This is a genomic window from Bacillus sp. RE35 (genome assembly GCF_052146655.1).
Taxonomy (GTDB): Bacteria; Bacillota; Bacilli; order Bacillales; family Bacillaceae_G; genus Bacillus_A; species Bacillus_A cereus.
In genome coordinates this window covers 4,186,134-4,202,561 of record NZ_CP197377.1, presented here as the reverse complement: position 1 = coordinate 4,202,561, position 16,428 = coordinate 4,186,134, and the positions used below count along the sequence as shown (strand labels likewise).

The window sequence follows — 16,428 nt, the reverse complement described above, 5'->3', positions numbered from 1 at the left end:
TGTGAAATGTGTGGAATCTTTCGTATTTTATCCAAGAAAGTGATTTTTTATTTACGCTTTCATAAAAAAATATAATGAGATTCCGTATATCCTATCTTTTCAGAATGAAAATGTTTAGAAAAGGGAAGCAACTTTTATTGATTTGTCAAAGCATAAGGGGGAGAGAGCATGATTACATTACAACGTACACCGTTATTTGATGTATACGCGAAGTATGGTGGGAAAACAATCGACTTCGGTGGTTGGGAATTACCAGTTCAATTTTCAAGCATTAAAGAAGAACACGAAGCTGTACGTACAGCTGCAGGTTTGTTCGATGTGTCTCATATGGGAGAAGTTGAAGTAAAAGGTGTAGATAGTTTAGCATTTTTACAACGTGTTGTTACAAATGACGTATCTACCTTAAAGGTAGGGGGCGCACAATATACAGCTATGTGCTACGAAAATGGTGGTACAGTAGATGATTTATTAATCTACAAACGTGGTGAAGAAGACTATTTATTAGTAATCAATGCATCAAATATCGAGAAAGATTACGAATGGTTAGCAAGTCATGTAATTGGCGATGCGACAGTAGTCAATGTTTCTAGTGAAGTTGCACAGCTTGCAATTCAAGGACCAAAAGCAGAAGGCATTTTACAAAAAGTTGTGTCAGAAGATTTGAAAGAAATTAAGTTCTTTAAATTTAAAAACGATATTCTTGTAGATGGAATTCCAGCACTTGTATCTCGTACAGGTTACACAGGTGAAGATGGATTCGAAATTTACTGTAAGAGTGAAGATGCTGCAAAACTTTGGGAGAAACTTCTTGAAGTTGGAGCAGAAGAGGGCTTAAAAGCATGTGGTTTAGGTGCTCGTGATACACTTCGATTCGAAGCAACATTACCACTTTATGGACAAGAATTATCAAAAGATATTACACCGATTGAGGCTGGAATTGGCTTTGCGGTAAAAACAAATAAAGAAGCAGACTTCTTTGGAAAAGCAACGTTAAAAGAGCAAAAAGAAAACGGTGCGCCTCGTAAATTAGTCGGCATCGAAGTAATCGAACGTGGAATTCCTCGTACGCATTACCCTGTATTTATTGGTGAAGAGAAAATTGGGGAAGTAACAAGTGGTACACAATCTCCAACGTTAAAGAAAAGCATTGGTTTAGCACTAATTGATGTAAAATACGCAGCAGTTGATACAGAAGTAGAAATTGAAATTCGTAATAAACGCGTCAAAGCAGTAGTTGTTCCAACACCATTTTACAAACGTTCAAAGTAACGGGGAGAGGGGTAGATTTCATGTTGCATCGTTATCTTCCAATGACAGAAGAAGACAAAAAAGAAATGTTACAAACGATCGGCGTTCAAACGATCGATGAATTATTCTCTGATATTCCAGAGAGTGTTCGTTTTAAAGGGGATTTAAAAATTAAAGAAGCAAAATCAGAGCCAGAGCTTTTAAAAGAGCTATCTCAAATGGCTAGTAAAAATGCTAACTTAAAAGAATACGCTTCTTTCTTAGGAGCAGGCGTATACGATCATTATGCTCCAGTAATTGTAGATCATGTTATTTCTCGCTCAGAATTTTATACAGCTTATACACCATACCAACCGGAAATTTCACAAGGGGAATTACAAGCAATCTTTGAATTCCAAACAATGATTTGTGAATTAACAGGAATGGATGTAGCAAACTCTTCTATGTATGACGGGGGTACAGCTTTAGCTGAAGCGGCAATGTTAGCAGCTGGCCATACTCGCAAAAAGAAAATTCTTGTATCTAGCGCGGTTCATCCAGAATCAAGAGCAGTACTTGAAACGTATGCAAAAGGTCAAAATCTTGAAGTTGTTGAAATTAATCATAAAGATGGTGTAACAGATTTAGACGTATTACAAAGTGAAGTAGATGATACAGTTGCTTGTGTAATCGTTCAATATCCAAACTTCTTCGGACAAGTTGAAAAATTAGCTGATATTGAAAAAATCGTTCATCAACAAAAATCATTATTTATCGTTTCTTCAAATCCATTATCATTAGGCGCATTAACACCACCAGGGAAATTTGGTGCTGATATTGTAATCGGTGATGCACAACCATTCGGTATTCCAACGCAGTTTGGTGGACCGCACTGTGGTTACTTTGCAACAACGAAAGCATTTATGCGTAAAATTCCAGGACGTCTTGTTGGACAAACTGTAGATTCAGATGGTAAACGTGGATTTGTATTAACGTTACAAGCACGTGAACAGCATATTCGTCGTGATAAAGCGACATCTAACATTTGTTCAAACCAAGCGTTAAATGCATTAGCAGCTTCTGTTGCAATGACGGCACTTGGCAAACAAGGTGTGAAAGAAATGGCACGTCAAAACATTTCTAAAGCACAGTATGCAAAACGTCAATTTGAAGCAAAAGGCTTCACAGTAACATTTGCTGGACCATTCTTCAATGAGTTTGTTGTAGATTGCAAACGTCCAGTGAAAGAAGTAAACGATGCATTATTACAAAAGAATATTATCGGTGGTTACGATCTAGGCCGTGATTATAAAGAGCATGAAAACCATATGCTTGTAGCAGTAACTGAGCTTCGTACAAAAGAGGAAATTGACACACTTGTAAACGAAATGGGGGCTATCCAATGAAGAACCAAGACCAAGCACTTATCTTTGAAGTGAGTAAAGAAGGACGCATAGGATATAGCTTACCCAAATTAGATGTAGAAGAAGTGAAACTAGAAGATGTGTTTGAGAGCGATTATATTCGAGTAGAAGATGCAGAGCTACCAGAAGTATCTGAACTTGATATTATGCGCCACTATACAGCACTTTCAAACCGTAACCACGGTGTTGATTCTGGATTCTATCCACTTGGATCTTGTACGATGAAATATAATCCGAAAATTAATGAGAGTGTAGCTCGTTTCGCAGGATTTGCAAATATTCATCCACTGCAAGATGAAAAGACAGTACAAGGTGCAATGGAATTAATGTACGACTTACAAGAGCATTTAATTGAAATTACAGGTATGGATACTGTTACTTTACAACCAGCAGCTGGTGCACACGGAGAATGGACAGGTTTAATGTTAATTCGTGCATACCATGAAGCGAATGGTGACTTTAACCGTACGAAAGTAATTGTACCTGACTCTGCTCACGGAACGAACCCAGCATCTGCAACTGTAGCTGGTTTTGAAACAATTACAGTAAAATCAAATGAAAATGGCCTTGTTGACTTAGAAGACTTAAAACGTGTTGTAAACGAAGAAACAGCAGCACTTATGTTAACAAATCCTAATACATTAGGTCTATTCGAAGAAAATATTTTAGAAATGGCAGAAATCGTCCATAATGCAGGCGGTAAATTATACTATGATGGTGCAAACTTAAATGCGGTATTAAGCCAAGCACGCCCAGGAGATATGGGATTTGACGTTGTGCATTTAAACCTTCATAAAACATTTACAGGTCCTCACGGCGGTGGTGGCCCAGGTTCTGGTCCAGTAGGTGTGAAAGCTGATTTAATTCCGTACTTACCAAAACCGATTTTAGAGAAAACGGAAAGTGGTTATCACTTCAACTACGACCGCCCAGAAGCAATTGGTCGTGTGAAACCATTCTATGGTAACTTCGGAATTAACGTTCGTGCATACACGTATATTCGCTCTATGGGTCCAGATGGTTTGCGTGCAGTAACGGAGTATGCTGTATTAAATGCGAACTATATGATGAGAAGATTAGCGCCATTCTATGATCTTCCATTCGATAGACATTGTAAGCATGAATTTGTATTATCAGGTCGTCGTCAAAAGAAACTTGGTGTACGTACATTAGATATTGCAAAACGTCTGCTTGATTTTGGTTACCATCCACCAACAATTTACTTCCCATTAAATGTGGAAGAATGTATTATGATTGAGCCGACAGAAACAGAATCAAAAGAAACATTAGATGGTTTCATTGATAAGATGATTCAAATCGCTAAAGAAGTAGAAGAAAATCCAGAAGTTGTACAAGAAGCACCGCATACGACAGTCATTAAACGTTTAGACGAAACGATGGCTGCACGTAAACCAGTTTTACGTTATGCAAAGCCAGCTCCTGTACAAGTTTGATTAGAATAACAAAAGAAGAACTCGCTGAGGCGGGTTCTTTTTTTGTATGGATAATTTGTCCCGCATTAACGGACAGTAAACTTCCAACTCAAAACTTAGCTGGTGCAAAGAAGTCAGGTGGGAGATAAACTGTCCGTAAATGCCCGATTGGTTCAACTAATAATCAGTGGGGATGAACAAAAATCCCCACTGATTAAAGTTTCACTTTATGCAGAAATAGTGAAGAAAATGTTAAAAAAATATATTTTTTGTTTCCTAATGGTGTAAAGGTGTAGTTTTATAGGTAGTTTTGTTGAAAAAGTCGGTTTGATAAAAGTATTTATTTTTGTTAGAATTTTATTGAAATTAAGAAGATGTGATGAGGCAAAGATTACTCATTTTTATGTATATGTGAAAAAACGAACAAGACGGGGGTGAAAGTGTGGGATATCGATGTTATAGAATGGTATACCATTTAGAAAATGGAGAAACAATTAAAGATGTAAAAGAATTTTGCTATCGAGACCAAGGAAAAGTGTTAGAAAGAGTAGCAAATCGTGTAATGGATAATAGAGAAGTGACGGCGATTGATAAACAAGGAACAATCATTTCAATAGCATGTGAGGACATTGTAAAGGTAGAACTTGATTACATAACAGAAAGTTAACCTTGAGTCATATCGAATTATTCGATAAAATAAACTGTTGAATGGTGAAGTGAGAAGAGAGGAGTTTATCATGGGTAGTACAAGACACTTTTATATGTTTATCTTAGCGTTTGTTCTTGTTGTGGCATTAACGATTTACTTAATTGTTGACAGCAGCTGGTACAACACAGTTCATCCGGCATTCCTTCTGTTTATGTATATAGGAATTGCAGTAGTAAGTTTCGGAATGAGAGACGAGATGTTAGATCGCTTTGAAAAGTGATACATATACGAAAGACCAACAGGAAAATGTTGGTCTTTTTTTCTTGCCAAAAATAGGATGGTGTGTATATACTGTATATATAAGGTATACACAGTATATACACACACTGGAGGAAAACATGAATATTATTATTTCGAATTCTTCCCAAGACCCTATTTATGTGCAAATAAGAAAACAATTAAGCCAGCTTATTTTAAATGGCGGTTTAAAGGGTGGAGATCAATTACCGTCTATTCGTAGCTTAGCGAAGGAATTACAAATTAGTGTCATTACAACGAAGCGTGCATACGAGGAGCTTGAAAAAGAAGGATATATAGAAACTGTTGCTGGGAAGGGGACTTATGTTTCACGTAAAAATAATGAACTATTAAAAGAACAAAGGCTTCGCCTATTGGAAAGTAAAGCTGAAGAAATCGTAAAAGAAAGTAAAGTGTTGCAGCTTTCACTTGAAGAATTGCAGCAGATGATTGCGTGTTTATATAAGGGGGAATAAGAGATGTTAGAGCTAAAAAATGTTTGTAAAAGTTATCAAGATTTTGCAGTGAAAAATATAAGTTTTGCATTACCACGAGGATATATTATGGGGTTTGTCGGACCAAATGGTGCTGGGAAAAGTACAACGATCAAAATGATTATGAATTTAATTAGAAAAGATAGCGGCGATATAAAAATTTTTGGCAAAGACAATAAGAAAGCCGAAAAGGACATAAAACAAAATATTGGTTTTGTATATGATGAAAATCATTATTACGAAGATTTAACGTGTGAACAAATGAAGCGTATTATTGCACCGTTATATAAAAAGTGGGACGAAGAGCAGTATCAATCGTATATGCATAGATTGCAAGTTCCAAAGTATAAAAAAATTAAAGAGCTATCTAAAGGGATGAAAATGAAGTTTGCGATTGCCATCGCACTTTCGCACCACGCAGAGTTTATTATTATGGACGAACCGACAGCAGGGTTAGATCCAGTTGTTCGAAGTGAATTACTTGATATGTTGCAAGAAATTGTAATGGAAGATGAAGTATCCGTATTATTCTCAACGCACATTACAACAGATTTAGAGCGCATTGCAGATTATATTACGTTTATCAACGATGGAGAAATTATATTTACTGGTGAAAAAGAAGACTTAATGGAGAACTACGTAATCGTAAAAGGAAGTAATGATTTATTAGACCGAGAAGGAAAAGAACTATTTGTTGGATTACGAAAAAATAAATTTGGTTTTGAAGGTTTAGCGAAGGATAAACAAACAATTATCGATTGGTTTGGAAATGAGGTTGTACTAGAAAAGCCTACATTAGATGACATTATCGTTTACACTGCGAAAGGGAGAGGTGCCTATGCGTCAGCTCGTATATAAAGATTTGTTCTTTTTTCGGGTAATTTGGTTAGTGAATCTTGTTATGCCCCTTTTGTTCTTTATGTTAGATGCAAGTGGTGAATTGTTATTTCCAATGAGTTGTCTATTTATAACCTTTTCATCGGTTATGACGTTAACCGTTATGGATGAAAGAAATAAAAGTGACATTGTTATAAATAGTTTACCGGTAAGTCGAAAGGATATCATAATTGCTAGATATATTTCCTGTGCAATGTTCATTGTTGGTGCCATTCTCTCTACGATGTTAGTTGTTTTTCTTATAAGGGGTATTGTGGTTATTAGTGATATCGGTGTATATCATCCTAATCTATACATTGAAATTCCATGGTATGAAGTCATAAATGGAGCTGTTTATGCCACATTTTTTGTTGTCACGTTTTTCCCTAGTTATTATGGTACAAAATCGAAGGTAGTAAGAAGTATAGGATCAGCAGCATCAATAGGAGTGGGTGTAATTCTTTGGATATTTATTAGTGATGGGCTGAATGAAACAACATCTTCATTCAGTGAGTGGATTATGAATCCAGTACATATTGGTGTATTTATAGTTGGAGGAATGATATTAGCTAGTGTCTATATCGTTTCTATGTTTCTTACAATTAAAATTTATGAAACGCGTGATTTATAGAGAGGAGAATTTATATGCAACAATTGATTTTGAAGGAGTTTTTCTTACAGAAGAAGATGTTTCCTTTCTATTTTTTAATCCCTATTTTATCTATTTTTAAGAATTCCGTCGAACCAATGGGGATTGCAATAGGATTATTTATAACATGTAGTACGATTATATATATTTCTTTTTATTATGACGAGAAAAGTAAAGCAGAAAAAGTGTTAGTGAGTTTGCCTATAACGAGAAAAGAGATAATTATAGCTAAATATATTTCAAGCACATTATTTATTATGGCTGGTTTGAGTGTAACTTTTATAGTCGTAATATTAGGAAATATTTTATTGAACAGAGATATAGTTATGCCTGGGTATGCAATATTTTCAGCAATAGTAGCAACTTTGATTTATTGTGCAGTAACGATACCGACTAATTACATTGGGGGATATAAAGTTATTACAGTCTTGAATTTGATTATGCTGTTTCCTTTAATAGGTATGATTGGTCTTATTTGCAATATTTTTGGTGATAAAACAATTATGTTAAAAGTACTTCACTCTCAAGAGGCTACACAAGCAATGAGTGTTCTTGGTATGGGAGTATTAGTGAGTATATTCATATCAATGTTCCTCTCAATGAAAATGTTTCAGCAGGCGGAGTTATAGAAGGGACATTTTCATATTAGGAGGTGCAATACATGATCAAGCAATTAGTTTTAAAAGATATGATGATGCAAAGAAAGTTAGGGTTTGTTTATCTTATATGTTTTTTGTTTCTGCTCATTGTTGATTTTAGTAGTGATAGTTTTTTGATGACATTTAGTATGTTTGTACCTGCTCTTGGCATGATACTGTCAATGAGTTATGAGGGGAAAAATAAAAGTGAACTGATAGTAAATAGTTTACCGTTTGACCGTAAAGATCTTGTCATAGGGAAATACATATTTGTAAGTATTTTAGTTGCTCTAGGTGGATGTTTCTCACTAGTGATTGGTTTAATACAGTTGCAAAATGAGCATATGACTGGGTTTATGCTGTGGGGAGAAATTCTCGGAGGTATAACAGGTGGGTTTGTTTGTGGCATAATTGTACTTCCGATTGAATTCTCAGTAGGATATAGCAGTGCCAAACAAATTGCTCCGTTCGCCGGACTTGCATTGGGATATTTGAGTGGATTGATTGTAAGTAACGTTTGGTTAGATGTAGAAAATGCTTGGAACACGAGTCTAGTCGTAAATATTTGTTTTATAGCAGGATTGCTTCTTTTATATGTTATGTCTATGTTTTTCTCAATTCATTTGTACAATGAGCGTGATTTATAAGGAGGGAGCGATTGTGAAGCAACTAATTTTAAAAGATTTCATTATTCAATGGAAATTTTTAATTTGGTATATATTGTATCCAGTTTTCTTTTATATGGCCTTAACAGATACGGAAAATCTGTTCATAATTATGTCAGTAATTATTACAATTGGGGCAACAGTAAAAACATTTGAAGCAGATAGTAAAAATGAGAGTGAAGTTATAGTAAATAGTTTACCAATATTGAGAAAACAAATTGTGTATGCGAAATATATAGTAGCAATAATTATTCTTTTTATAAGTGTAACGGTCGGTTGTTTCACGATAGGAATGAAGAGCGGGGTTAACTTATTTGAATTTATTGAAACGACAATGGTTGCTAGTATTAGCTTTATTTTATTGTATTTAAGTTTTGTTTTACCAATATCCTTTTGGCTAGGGTATAAGAAAACCATTTTCATTACGATAGTAATATTCATGGCACCGATAGTTGTTTTAGAAGCTTTGTTTCAAATTAACTTAGAACAAATTCAACTATACAACAGCTTGTTATTCATTAGTTCCATGTGCATGTTCATAGCATCTACCTTTGTTTCAGTAAAAATATATGAAAAAAGAGAATTTTAAAAGGTGCCTTAAAAAAGGCACCTTCTTCAATAACGACAATACGAGAGCAGTAGTTTATAAAAAGAAACGCTATTTGGTACATCTTTTGGAGTATGTAATATAAAGCTGAAAACGATAACGAGAATAAGAAAGAGGAAAAATAAAAATAGAATTTGCTTATGTATAGAATTTTGCATATTATCCACTCCTTTTTTAGGTAGTATGTCCAAAAGAAAGGAGTGTATGAAAAATGTTAGGAGGGGAGAATGATGAACAAAAGAAAATGGTTATATAGAATAGGAATATTTTTATTTTCAATCGGTCTCATATTAGCAAATGTTTACTCGGATATACCACCGCTATTTCCAAGTTTACATAAAAGGGTTGGTATAAGTATTGCCATAGTTGGTCTGTTTTGTCTTATCACATCTAACTTCTACAGAAAGTCTGAATGAATATAAAAAAGGACAGTTACTCTTTTTCAGAAGTACTGTCCTTTTTTAATAACTTATTCCATAGTTTGGCGATACTCCATATAATGACGATTGCAATGGAGGCGATAATGGACCAAACAATTGATATAATTTCAAGTGTCATGTTAGGAAGGAATGTGAGAATGGATAATACTTTATGAAACAATGATTCTATTATATGAAAACTTATTTGTAATAGAATGACGATACCAAGTGTGATCCATGCTAATATTTTCTTTCCTTGTTCTTTCCACATGACATTCACCTCACGTTAGCTTAATAGTTTTAAGCCAACAGCGCCGCATAGAATACAGCTTAAGAAAGCAAGACGACGCCAATCCGCTGATTCTCGGAAAATGAGAATGCCTAGAAGTGCACTTCCAGCAGTTCCGATTCCAGTCCAAATTGCGTAAGCAGTTCCCATCGGTAATGTGTTCATCGCAAGAGATAAGAAGAAGAAGCTTACGCCGAAGTTAGCGATTAAAATAACTTTTGGTGCCCAGCCTTTCTTTTCAGTGGCTACTTTCATAAAGAGTACACCAATAATTTCACAAATACCAGCTAGAATTAAAAATACCCAAGCCATTTTATGCGGCCTCCTTCGCTTCTTTTTCTTCTGTTACTCGTTTTAAACCAATTACTCCGAAGAAGATTAAACCGATTAATAAAACTTTTACGATAGAGAAAGGTTCTCCGAAGATGAAAATCTCTGTAAGAACGATTCCACCAGCTCCGATTCCTGTAAAGACTGCGTATACAGTGCCGACAGGTAAATCTTTATAAGCTCTAAATAATAAGACGAAACTAATTGTAATTAATAGAGCAACACCAGCCCATTCAAGTGGTGCCTCTGCTTTTTTTAGTCCAATCACCCAAAATATTTCAATAATACCAGCGATGATTACATAAATCCATGCCATATGTCATTTCTCCTTCCTACCAGTCGTTAGGTAAAGGGCTTAAAAACGACGCATTGCAAAGGAGCAATCCGTCAGTTTGAAAGTCCGCGCCAAAATACTTTCCAAGAAGCGTCTAAACGTGTCTCAAAACGATTTAAACCTGCGTATAATAGTTCAACCATAAGACCGTCGAGTAAGCATAGAAAAGCCTCTAAGGCGTCTTTTACTTCAATGTTATGCAGCTCATCTTGTTCGCTTGCTCTTTTAAATACAGGGAATAAAAGTTTTCCGACGTTTTCAATGTGTACATTTGCTTTATTAATAATTTGTTCGCGAAATGCATCAGGCGGAAAATAAGAAGTTCGTAACCAAAACATTGATTCTTCACTTTCACCAAATCGTTTTGCGTACCCTTTTAATAATTTTAAAAGCAATTCTTCAGTGGACGAATTGGAAAAGCTTTCGATATCGCCTGTGAAGCTCTGCAAATCTTTTTGAAGAGCAGATTCTAAGCATATGAAATATAGCTCTTCTTTTCCTTTAAAGTGTGCGTAAATCGATGGTTTTTTAATCCCAACTTCTTGAGCAATATTTGCCAATGAAGTTCCTTCATAGCCGTAGCGTGCGAAATGAGAAAGTGCTACAGCTTTAATGCGGTTTGCTGTCATTTTCATCCCCTACCTACCGTTCGTTAGGTTCATTATATGAGATGGGAAATATAAAGTCAATAGGTGAAGAGCTGAGAAAGAGCGTTATAAGTAACGCTCTTTTTAGACAGTCTCTCGCTCAATTAAATGGAATGAAAGTTCTTTTGCACTGCCGACAATTTGCTCGCTTTGGATCTGCTTATGGAATAAAGAAAAAGCATGTGAGCCCATTGCGAGACCGGGATGTTCAATTGTGGAAATTTCTAATGCCTTTGAAATTTCATGATTATCAAATCCAAGGATAGCAAGGTCTTCAGGTACTCGAATACCATGTTTTCGAGCCTCTGTTAATAAACCAGCTGCAACTTGATCGTTCGCTGTGAAAATAGCAGTTGGACGATTTTTCATATTTAAAATACGATGGAGTATTTGTGCTCCGTCCTGCATTGTATAGCATTGGTGGAAAATCCATTCAGGATGCAACGTTTTCCCTTCGTTACGAAGTGTATCGGCGAACGCTTTTTCGCGCTCCATGGAATTTACACTTGTTTTTCTTGCTAAACAAATTCCGATTTTTTCATGGCCTCTACTTAGTAAATAGGCAGTACCAAGACGGAAACCTTCATAATGATCTACGTAGATGGATGAAATGAGGGGATGCTTCATTTTTTCACATGAAATAATAGGGGCAAATTTTGCAAAAGGTTCGATTTGTTCCCAAGAGCTCGTTCGGGAGCAAATAATCATCCCATCAAATTGTTTCATTTTCATCATTTCAAGAACACGAATTTCTTCAATGCTATCGTAATTCGTTTGACATAAATTAATATGATACCCAGCTAATAACGCTTCGTTTCCGATTCCTTCAATAATCGTACTGAAGTAGGGGAGGTTAATGAAAGGAAGCATAACGCCAATTGTATATGTTTTCCCTCTTATTAAATGGACAGCATTTATATTTTTTGCGTAGTTTAATTCTTCAACAGCATCTAGAACACGCTTACGCTTTTCTTCTTTTACGTAAGGGTGATTATTCAGGACACGAGAAACAGTTGATATCGATACACCAGCAGTTTTAGCAATTTGTTTTATATTGGCCATATGTATCACCTCTTTCCCTTATTATAAAGGGAAAATAATAAGAAAGAAAAAATCTTGACCTGAAAAGCTTTTCACAAACTATGGTATTAATAAGACTTCTTTTTATTCGCGTAACCTTTTCACTTGGGCGTAAGAATGATAGGGGTCTTTTTTGTTTGCAAAAAGTGTTGTCAAAATGTGTGAGAATAACGTGGAAAGTTTTCAAAGGTGGAGTTTGGTGACGAAGCGAATATGAAGAGAATATCAACGCTTCGTTCGTTAAGAGAGCGGTATGAAAGGGCGGAAACAAATTGAAAAAAAGAATCATTTGTTTCGTGTTTTCTAGTTTCGTGCTTAGTTCGTGCTCGTTTCAGCAAACGATGCAAGAAGAAAAACACTTTGTGGGAACAACGGGAGGAGCTATGGATCGTGTTACGGATCCTATTCCGCTAAAGGAACTTCCAAAATATTTTCCGGTGAAGTTTAAAGTTCCAACGTTTTTACCGTACGATATTACAAGTGATGTGAAGGGGGAAGTAAGAACGCTTGGGAAAAAGAACACTGTCTTAACGATTAAATATAAACAGAAAGAACCAGGTAGAAATGAGTATATTGAGTTAAATGTCGCGAACTTTCCTTATAGTTTTCCGGATCTTGTGGAAGAGAAGCGATTTCAAGAACAAATGAAACTGAATAATGGAACGTCTGCTTATTTTAAAAATAAAGATGATTATGAACGTGGTGACGAATTTGCTACGCTTATATGGAAAGAGAAAGGAATTGAATATCAACTGCTGTATCGGAATGTAGAAGAGAACGATGAAAAGGTAATCAAGCAGAATTTATTATACATTGCGAATAAGATGAAATGAAAAAACTAGCTGATTTATTCAGCTAGTTTTTTGTATGTTATTATTTCTTTTTAATTTTGCCTGTCCAAGATTTAAATCCACCTTGTAATTGGTAGAAATCTTTGTAGCCTTGTTTTTTTAAGTATTGCGCTGCACGACCTGTACGGAATCCGCTTTGGCAATATAAGTAAACAGGTTGATCTTGACGAAGTTCTTTATGGCGAAGGCGAATTTGTGATAACGGAATGTTACGTGCACCTAAAATATGCCCTGCGTTATATTCGTCTGCTTCACGAATATCGATAAGCTGTGCTTTACGGTAGCCAGCGCGAAATTCTTCTTCTGTAAGAGTTTTAATTAATTTTTTCTGATAGAAGTACATCCATACAGTGTAGCCGATAAATGCTACGATTACGGCTAATAAAATAATCCAAGTTGTTGACACGATTCTATCGCTCCCTTTTTTCTTATCCTACTTTCAATATTATAATGCCCTTATGTATTTATGCAACAGATTCATTTGCATATAAGAAGAAATTTCGTATTCTTTCACAAATTTTGTCGAATTTGGTAGACTAGAGAATGTGAAAAATAATTGGTTATATGAGGTGCAGGATGGGAAAAGAAAAATGGTGTTATATTAACTCTGGTCAATGTTCACCGGCATTTAATATGGCGTTAGATGAATGTTTATTAAATTGGCAAAGTGAAAAGAAAATGCCACCAACAATTCGTTTTTATGAATGGGAGGTACCAACATTAACAGTTGGGTATTTTCAACGTGTTGAAAAAGATATTAATATGGATGTAGTTAACGAAAAGAAATATGGATTCGTTCGTCGTCAAACAGGCGGCAGGGGTGTACTACATGACAAAGAGTTAACGTATAGTGTTATTGTGTCTGAAGATCATCCGAATATGCCGAAAACAGTTACAGAAGCGTATCGTGTTATTTCGCAAGGTTTATTAGATGGTTTTAAGGCATTAGGGTTAGAAGCATATTATGCAGTTCCAAAAACAGAAGCAGATCGTGAAAATTTAAAAAATCCACGTTCCGGCGTATGTTTTGATGCACCATCTTGGTATGAAATTGTAGTGGAAGGACGAAAAATTGCTGGTAGTGCTCAAACACGTCAAAAAGGTGTTATTTTACAGCATGGATCGATTCCATTAGAAATTGATTTAGATGAACTATATGATCTATTTTTATTCCCAAATGAACGTGTGAAGGAACGTATGAAGAGTATGTTCTCTTCTAAAGCAGTAGCAATTAATGAATTAACAGACCGTACATTTACGATAGAACAGTTAATTAAAGCGTTTGAAGTTGGCTTTGAAAAAGGATTGGATGTAGAACTTGTTCCATATGAATTAACAGAAGAACAGTTACATGAAGTTCAAACGTTAGCGAAAGAAAAGTATGAAAGTAATGAGTGGAATTATAAAAAATAAGAGATGGCAATTGCCACCTCTTATTTTTTTATAGTAAATTAAGTACTTTTTCTACTTTGATTCCTTTATCTTGTAAAGAACGAAGGCGATTTACAACGTCCATAATTTCTTTGTCAAATGTAACGCTAATACCTTGGCTTTGTAGTTCTTCTTTTAAGCTTTCAATAGAATCATCTATGTCGATGCCAAGCTCGTAATCTTGACAAACTTCAATTGTCTTTTTCACGAGTTTAACATAATTTTCTTGTAGTTTTGAATTTGTTTCAGTCAAAGCAGGCTGCTTCGGTTTTGCAGGAGCAACCGGTGCTGTCTCTTGCTTTGTAACTGGAGTAGGGACCGCTTTTTTCACAGGCGCTGGAGTAACTAGTTCTACAGCTGCTTCTACGCTTACTGGCTTCGGTGTCGGTACCGGAGTAGGCTTAGGTGCCATAGCAGGTGTTTCCACACGCGTAACAGGCTTAGGAGCAGGCGTAATTGCTTTTGGAGCTTCTACAACTACTTCCTTTTTCGGTGCTGCTTCTACCTGTGTTTCTTCTTGCTCGGCAGCTTCTTTATTTTCTTTACTCCACATAACGCGTTCAATTTCTAGAGAAACATTGTTTTTGTTCATCGCTGTTAATGTAACTTTACCAACTTCAGCGTTTCCAGTGAAATCAACAATTTTATAAATAACACTCTTGTTCCAATCCACGTTTCCGCTCAAAAATAATTCTTCGTTACATTTCGGCGTTAAGCCCTCGATTTTAATTTCTGCGTTTACACCGTTTTCACTATATACCATAATTAGCGAAGCATTTACATCTTCGTCTGCTAACATTAGTTCACGTACCATTTTGCCGGTGCGTACTTGCGTTTTCTTCTTAACTGACATCTAATTTCTCCTCTCAAAAATTCAGTAATAATAAAAAAATCGTATAACGAAAAATAATTGCTCACGAAGATTTATGATACCGATAATAAAAGCATCACGTCAACAATTAACTTTAATTATTTTGCATTTTTCTTATTTTCTTTATGAAATTTTTCAATTTGTAAAATTAGACAGAAGAAAAAACAGCCTTTTGAAGGGCTGTTAAAAATTTGATTTTTTATATAGTAATTTATATAAAATAAAAAATAAGATAGCAATTAAAGCATTTTGCCAAAAGTTTAGATGATAAATGAGATAAGGTTGCTTTTGGAAATAAATATTTAAGAATACAGCGGAACAAAATGGAGTAGCAAATGCGAATCCAAATAGAATTCTTCTTTTCCAATTTATTTTCTGATTAAAGGAGTAACGCTTTAATAAATATAAAATAAATAGTATACCTAGTATAATTATTGAAACAGACAAAGTAGTTCCAAGGATGCTAAAAGGCGGACTTGATAATGTATTGTTTTTTTCAAAGAAAAACATAAAAAATGAAATAATTGCATTTATGCCAAACTGTATAGCAAGAAGTAAGCTAATAGAAAATCCAATTAAAGAGGCTTTTTCTAACTTTGTTTGAGTTGGTAAAGCTGATATAAGTTCATCGCAATAAGATTGTAAATTATCTCCAAAGATGTCATAAGCGTTTTTATTTTCTGCTTGTGCTTCGATGAGGTGATCTAATATTTCTAGTAACAGTTCTTCCATTTGTTGCTCTGGCACGTTAGATAAACGAAGATAAACTAACATATCGCTATAAGCAACTTCATTTTCAGGTGTTAGAAGCTCACGTTTTTTATTATTCAATTCAATCATGTCTTGTGCATTCATCCCTATCACTCCCCCTGTAATAAGTTATTTACCGTAGTTGAAACCATTCCCCAGCTTTGTTTAAATTCTTCAAGCTGCTCTAATCCTTTATCGGTTACGTGATAATATTTTCGTTTTGGACCGAGTGAGGAGGCTTTTAATGTTCCTTCAATCAATTTTTCTTTTTGCATACGTAACAATAACGGATATATGCTTCCTTCGCTTACGAATGTAAATCCGTGTTTATTTAATTTTGTGCTCAGTTCATATCCGTACACTTCTTCTTGTGAAATGATGTATAGGATGCAACCTTCTAGTACACCTTTTAACATTTGGCTGTGCATGATTTCACCACCTTTTACTCAGGTAACTTGCATTGCAAG

At 35.2% G+C, this 16,428-nt stretch carries 23 protein-coding genes; 14 read left to right on the top strand and 9 right to left on the bottom strand.

Annotated features, from left to right (window positions below):
• The first annotated feature begins 168 nt into the window (after positions 1-168).
• From gcvT to ACTL4X_RS21365, 12 genes are all read left to right on the top strand, one after another.
• Positions 169-1,269 carry a glycine cleavage system aminomethyltransferase GcvT gene (gene gcvT, locus ACTL4X_RS21420; RefSeq protein ID WP_000631769.1) on the top strand — a complete coding sequence of 367 codons (1,101 nt, stop codon included), beginning with the start codon at positions 169-171 and terminating at the stop codon, positions 1,267-1,269.
• Between the two features lie 20 nt (positions 1,270-1,289).
• A complete protein-coding gene (gene gcvPA / locus ACTL4X_RS21415) occupies positions 1,290-2,633 on the top strand; it encodes an aminomethyl-transferring glycine dehydrogenase subunit 1 (RefSeq protein ID WP_000903240.1) in 1,344 nt (447 codons plus the stop codon).
• Positions 2,630-4,105 carry an aminomethyl-transferring glycine dehydrogenase subunit 2 gene (gcvPB, locus tag ACTL4X_RS21410; protein WP_000795703.1) on the top strand — a complete coding sequence of 492 codons (1,476 nt, stop codon included), beginning with the start codon at positions 2,630-2,632 and terminating at the stop codon, positions 4,103-4,105. The genes gcvPA and gcvPB overlap by 4 nt, the downstream gene beginning before the upstream one ends.
• 442 nt (positions 4,106-4,547) lie before the next feature.
• Positions 4,548-4,751, top strand: a complete 204-nt coding sequence (locus ACTL4X_RS21405; RefSeq protein WP_000262496.1) for a DUF3929 family protein — start codon at positions 4,548-4,550, stop codon at positions 4,749-4,751.
• Between the two features lie 70 nt (positions 4,752-4,821).
• Positions 4,822-5,013, top strand: coding sequence for a hypothetical protein (locus ACTL4X_RS21400; protein ID WP_000535933.1), 192 nt, complete (start codon positions 4,822-4,824; stop codon positions 5,011-5,013).
• Positions 5,014-5,131: 118 nt separating this feature from the next.
• On the top strand, positions 5,132-5,506 hold the full coding sequence (locus tag ACTL4X_RS21395; protein WP_001021349.1) for a GntR family transcriptional regulator: 375 nt from the start codon (positions 5,132-5,134) through the stop codon (positions 5,504-5,506).
• Positions 5,507-5,509: 3 nt separating this feature from the next.
• Positions 5,510-6,382, top strand: a complete 873-nt coding sequence (locus tag ACTL4X_RS21390; protein WP_000891311.1) for an ABC transporter ATP-binding protein — start codon at positions 5,510-5,512, stop codon at positions 6,380-6,382.
• Entirely contained in the window at positions 6,363-7,031 is a 669-nt protein-coding gene (locus ACTL4X_RS21385) for an ABC-2 transporter permease (RefSeq protein WP_069358200.1), read from the top strand. The genes ACTL4X_RS21390 and ACTL4X_RS21385 overlap by 20 nt, the downstream gene beginning before the upstream one ends.
• A gap of 14 nt (positions 7,032-7,045) precedes the next feature.
• Positions 7,046-7,678 carry an ABC-2 transporter permease gene (locus ACTL4X_RS21380; RefSeq protein WP_441394949.1) on the top strand — a complete coding sequence of 211 codons (633 nt, stop codon included), beginning with the start codon at positions 7,046-7,048 and terminating at the stop codon, positions 7,676-7,678.
• A gap of 32 nt (positions 7,679-7,710) precedes the next feature.
• Positions 7,711-8,334 carry an ABC-2 transporter permease gene (locus tag ACTL4X_RS21375; protein WP_000595380.1) on the top strand — a complete coding sequence of 208 codons (624 nt, stop codon included), beginning with the start codon at positions 7,711-7,713 and terminating at the stop codon, positions 8,332-8,334.
• A gap of 13 nt (positions 8,335-8,347) precedes the next feature.
• Entirely contained in the window at positions 8,348-8,941 is a 594-nt protein-coding gene (locus tag ACTL4X_RS21370) for an ABC-2 transporter permease (RefSeq protein WP_000811451.1), read from the top strand.
• A 245-nt stretch (positions 8,942-9,186) separates the two neighbouring features.
• A complete protein-coding gene (locus tag ACTL4X_RS21365) occupies positions 9,187-9,375 on the top strand; it encodes a hypothetical protein (RefSeq protein ID WP_002164431.1) in 189 nt (62 codons plus the stop codon).
• A gap of 16 nt (positions 9,376-9,391) precedes the next feature.
• On the opposite strand, the gene ACTL4X_RS21360 is transcribed toward ACTL4X_RS21365, so the two are convergent.
• From ACTL4X_RS21360 to ACTL4X_RS21340, 5 genes are all read right to left on the bottom strand, one after another.
• Positions 9,392-9,649, bottom strand: coding sequence for a DUF3975 family protein (locus ACTL4X_RS21360; protein WP_000265430.1), 258 nt, complete (start codon positions 9,647-9,649; stop codon positions 9,392-9,394).
• A gap of 15 nt (positions 9,650-9,664) precedes the next feature.
• Positions 9,665-9,979 carry a DMT family transporter gene (locus tag ACTL4X_RS21355; RefSeq protein ID WP_000312623.1) on the bottom strand — a complete coding sequence of 105 codons (315 nt, stop codon included), beginning with the start codon at positions 9,977-9,979 and terminating at the stop codon, positions 9,665-9,667.
• Between the two features lies 1 nt (position 9,980).
• A complete protein-coding gene (locus ACTL4X_RS21350) occupies positions 9,981-10,313 on the bottom strand; it encodes a DMT family transporter (protein ID WP_000312339.1) in 333 nt (110 codons plus the stop codon).
• Between the two features lie 71 nt (positions 10,314-10,384).
• Positions 10,385-10,966 (bottom strand): TetR/AcrR family transcriptional regulator, encoded by a 582-nt coding sequence (locus ACTL4X_RS21345; protein WP_002005730.1) that lies wholly within the window; start codon positions 10,964-10,966, stop codon positions 10,385-10,387.
• 96 nt (positions 10,967-11,062) lie between these two features.
• Entirely contained in the window at positions 11,063-12,040 is a 978-nt protein-coding gene (locus tag ACTL4X_RS21340; RefSeq protein ID WP_001273985.1) for a LacI family DNA-binding transcriptional regulator, read from the bottom strand.
• Between the two features lie 314 nt (positions 12,041-12,354).
• Here ACTL4X_RS21340 and ACTL4X_RS21335 point away from each other — a divergent pair, with 314 nt between their 5' ends.
• Positions 12,355-12,891 (top strand): hypothetical protein, encoded by a 537-nt coding sequence (locus ACTL4X_RS21335; RefSeq protein WP_033666640.1) that lies wholly within the window; start codon positions 12,355-12,357, stop codon positions 12,889-12,891.
• A 40-nt stretch (positions 12,892-12,931) separates the two neighbouring features.
• Here the strand turns inward: ACTL4X_RS21335 and ACTL4X_RS21330 are convergent, their stop codons facing one another.
• Positions 12,932-13,315, bottom strand: a complete 384-nt coding sequence (locus tag ACTL4X_RS21330) for a rhodanese-like domain-containing protein (protein WP_000108653.1) — start codon at positions 13,313-13,315, stop codon at positions 12,932-12,934.
• A gap of 170 nt (positions 13,316-13,485) precedes the next feature.
• On the opposite strand from ACTL4X_RS21330, the gene ACTL4X_RS21325 reads away from it, so the two are divergent.
• Positions 13,486-14,322: a lipoate--protein ligase family protein gene (locus ACTL4X_RS21325; protein ID WP_000514081.1), complete on the top strand. Its 837-nt coding sequence runs from the start codon at positions 13,486-13,488 to the stop codon at positions 14,320-14,322.
• Positions 14,323-14,350: 28 nt separating this feature from the next.
• Here ACTL4X_RS21325 and ACTL4X_RS21320 read toward each other — a convergent pair whose 3' ends face one another.
• From ACTL4X_RS21320 to ACTL4X_RS21310, 3 genes are all read right to left on the bottom strand, one after another.
• Entirely contained in the window at positions 14,351-15,193 is an 843-nt protein-coding gene (locus tag ACTL4X_RS21320) for a hypothetical protein (protein ID WP_000111898.1), read from the bottom strand.
• A gap of 201 nt (positions 15,194-15,394) precedes the next feature.
• Positions 15,395-16,066, bottom strand: coding sequence for a DUF1129 family protein (locus tag ACTL4X_RS21315; protein ID WP_000993580.1), 672 nt, complete (start codon positions 16,064-16,066; stop codon positions 15,395-15,397).
• Positions 16,067-16,071: 5 nt separating this feature from the next.
• Positions 16,072-16,389, bottom strand: a complete 318-nt coding sequence (locus tag ACTL4X_RS21310; protein WP_000556083.1) for a PadR family transcriptional regulator — start codon at positions 16,387-16,389, stop codon at positions 16,072-16,074.
• Between the last annotated feature and the right edge of the window lie 39 nt (positions 16,390-16,428).

What these genes read in the sequence shown, in the direction of transcription:
- ACTL4X_RS21375 (WP_000595380.1), top strand. Translation starts at nt 7,711, where the DNA reads ATGATCAAGCAATTAGTTTTAAAAGATATGATGATGCAAAGAAAGTTA.
- gcvPA (WP_000903240.1), top strand. Translation starts at nt 1,290, where the DNA reads ATGTTGCATCGTTATCTTCCAATGACAGAAGAAGACAAAAAAGAAATG.
- gcvPB (WP_000795703.1), top strand. Translation starts at nt 2,630, where the DNA reads ATGAAGAACCAAGACCAAGCACTTATCTTTGAAGTGAGTAAAGAAGGA.
- ACTL4X_RS21325 (WP_000514081.1), top strand. Translation starts at nt 13,486, where the DNA reads ATGGGAAAAGAAAAATGGTGTTATATTAACTCTGGTCAATGTTCACCG.
- gcvT (WP_000631769.1), top strand. Translation starts at nt 169, where the DNA reads ATGATTACATTACAACGTACACCGTTATTTGATGTATACGCGAAGTAT.
- ACTL4X_RS21310 (WP_000556083.1), bottom strand. Translation starts at nt 16,389, where the DNA reads ATGCACAGCCAAATGTTAAAAGGTGTACTAGAAGGTTGCATCCTATAC.
- ACTL4X_RS21400 (WP_000535933.1), top strand. Translation starts at nt 4,822, where the DNA reads ATGGGTAGTACAAGACACTTTTATATGTTTATCTTAGCGTTTGTTCTT.
- ACTL4X_RS21340 (WP_001273985.1), bottom strand. Translation starts at nt 12,040, where the DNA reads ATGGCCAATATAAAACAAATTGCTAAAACTGCTGGTGTATCGATATCA.
- ACTL4X_RS21360 (WP_000265430.1), bottom strand. Translation starts at nt 9,649, where the DNA reads ATGTGGAAAGAACAAGGAAAGAAAATATTAGCATGGATCACACTTGGT.
- ACTL4X_RS21350 (WP_000312339.1), bottom strand. Translation starts at nt 10,313, where the DNA reads ATGGCATGGATTTATGTAATCATCGCTGGTATTATTGAAATATTTTGG.
- ACTL4X_RS21390 (WP_000891311.1), top strand. Translation starts at nt 5,510, where the DNA reads ATGTTAGAGCTAAAAAATGTTTGTAAAAGTTATCAAGATTTTGCAGTG.
- ACTL4X_RS21380 (WP_441394949.1), top strand. Translation starts at nt 7,046, where the DNA reads ATGCAACAATTGATTTTGAAGGAGTTTTTCTTACAGAAGAAGATGTTT.
- ACTL4X_RS21320 (WP_000111898.1), bottom strand. Translation starts at nt 15,193, where the DNA reads ATGTCAGTTAAGAAGAAAACGCAAGTACGCACCGGCAAAATGGTACGT.
- ACTL4X_RS21385 (WP_069358200.1), top strand. Translation starts at nt 6,363, where the DNA reads ATGCGTCAGCTCGTATATAAAGATTTGTTCTTTTTTCGGGTAATTTGG.
- ACTL4X_RS21345 (WP_002005730.1), bottom strand. Translation starts at nt 10,966, where the DNA reads ATGAAAATGACAGCAAACCGCATTAAAGCTGTAGCACTTTCTCATTTC.
- ACTL4X_RS21355 (WP_000312623.1), bottom strand. Translation starts at nt 9,979, where the DNA reads ATGGCTTGGGTATTTTTAATTCTAGCTGGTATTTGTGAAATTATTGGT.
- ACTL4X_RS21365 (WP_002164431.1), top strand. Translation starts at nt 9,187, where the DNA reads ATGATGAACAAAAGAAAATGGTTATATAGAATAGGAATATTTTTATTT.
- ACTL4X_RS21405 (WP_000262496.1), top strand. Translation starts at nt 4,548, where the DNA reads ATGGTATACCATTTAGAAAATGGAGAAACAATTAAAGATGTAAAAGAA.
- ACTL4X_RS21315 (WP_000993580.1), bottom strand. Translation starts at nt 16,066, where the DNA reads ATGAATGCACAAGACATGATTGAATTGAATAATAAAAAACGTGAGCTT.
- ACTL4X_RS21395 (WP_001021349.1), top strand. Translation starts at nt 5,132, where the DNA reads ATGAATATTATTATTTCGAATTCTTCCCAAGACCCTATTTATGTGCAA.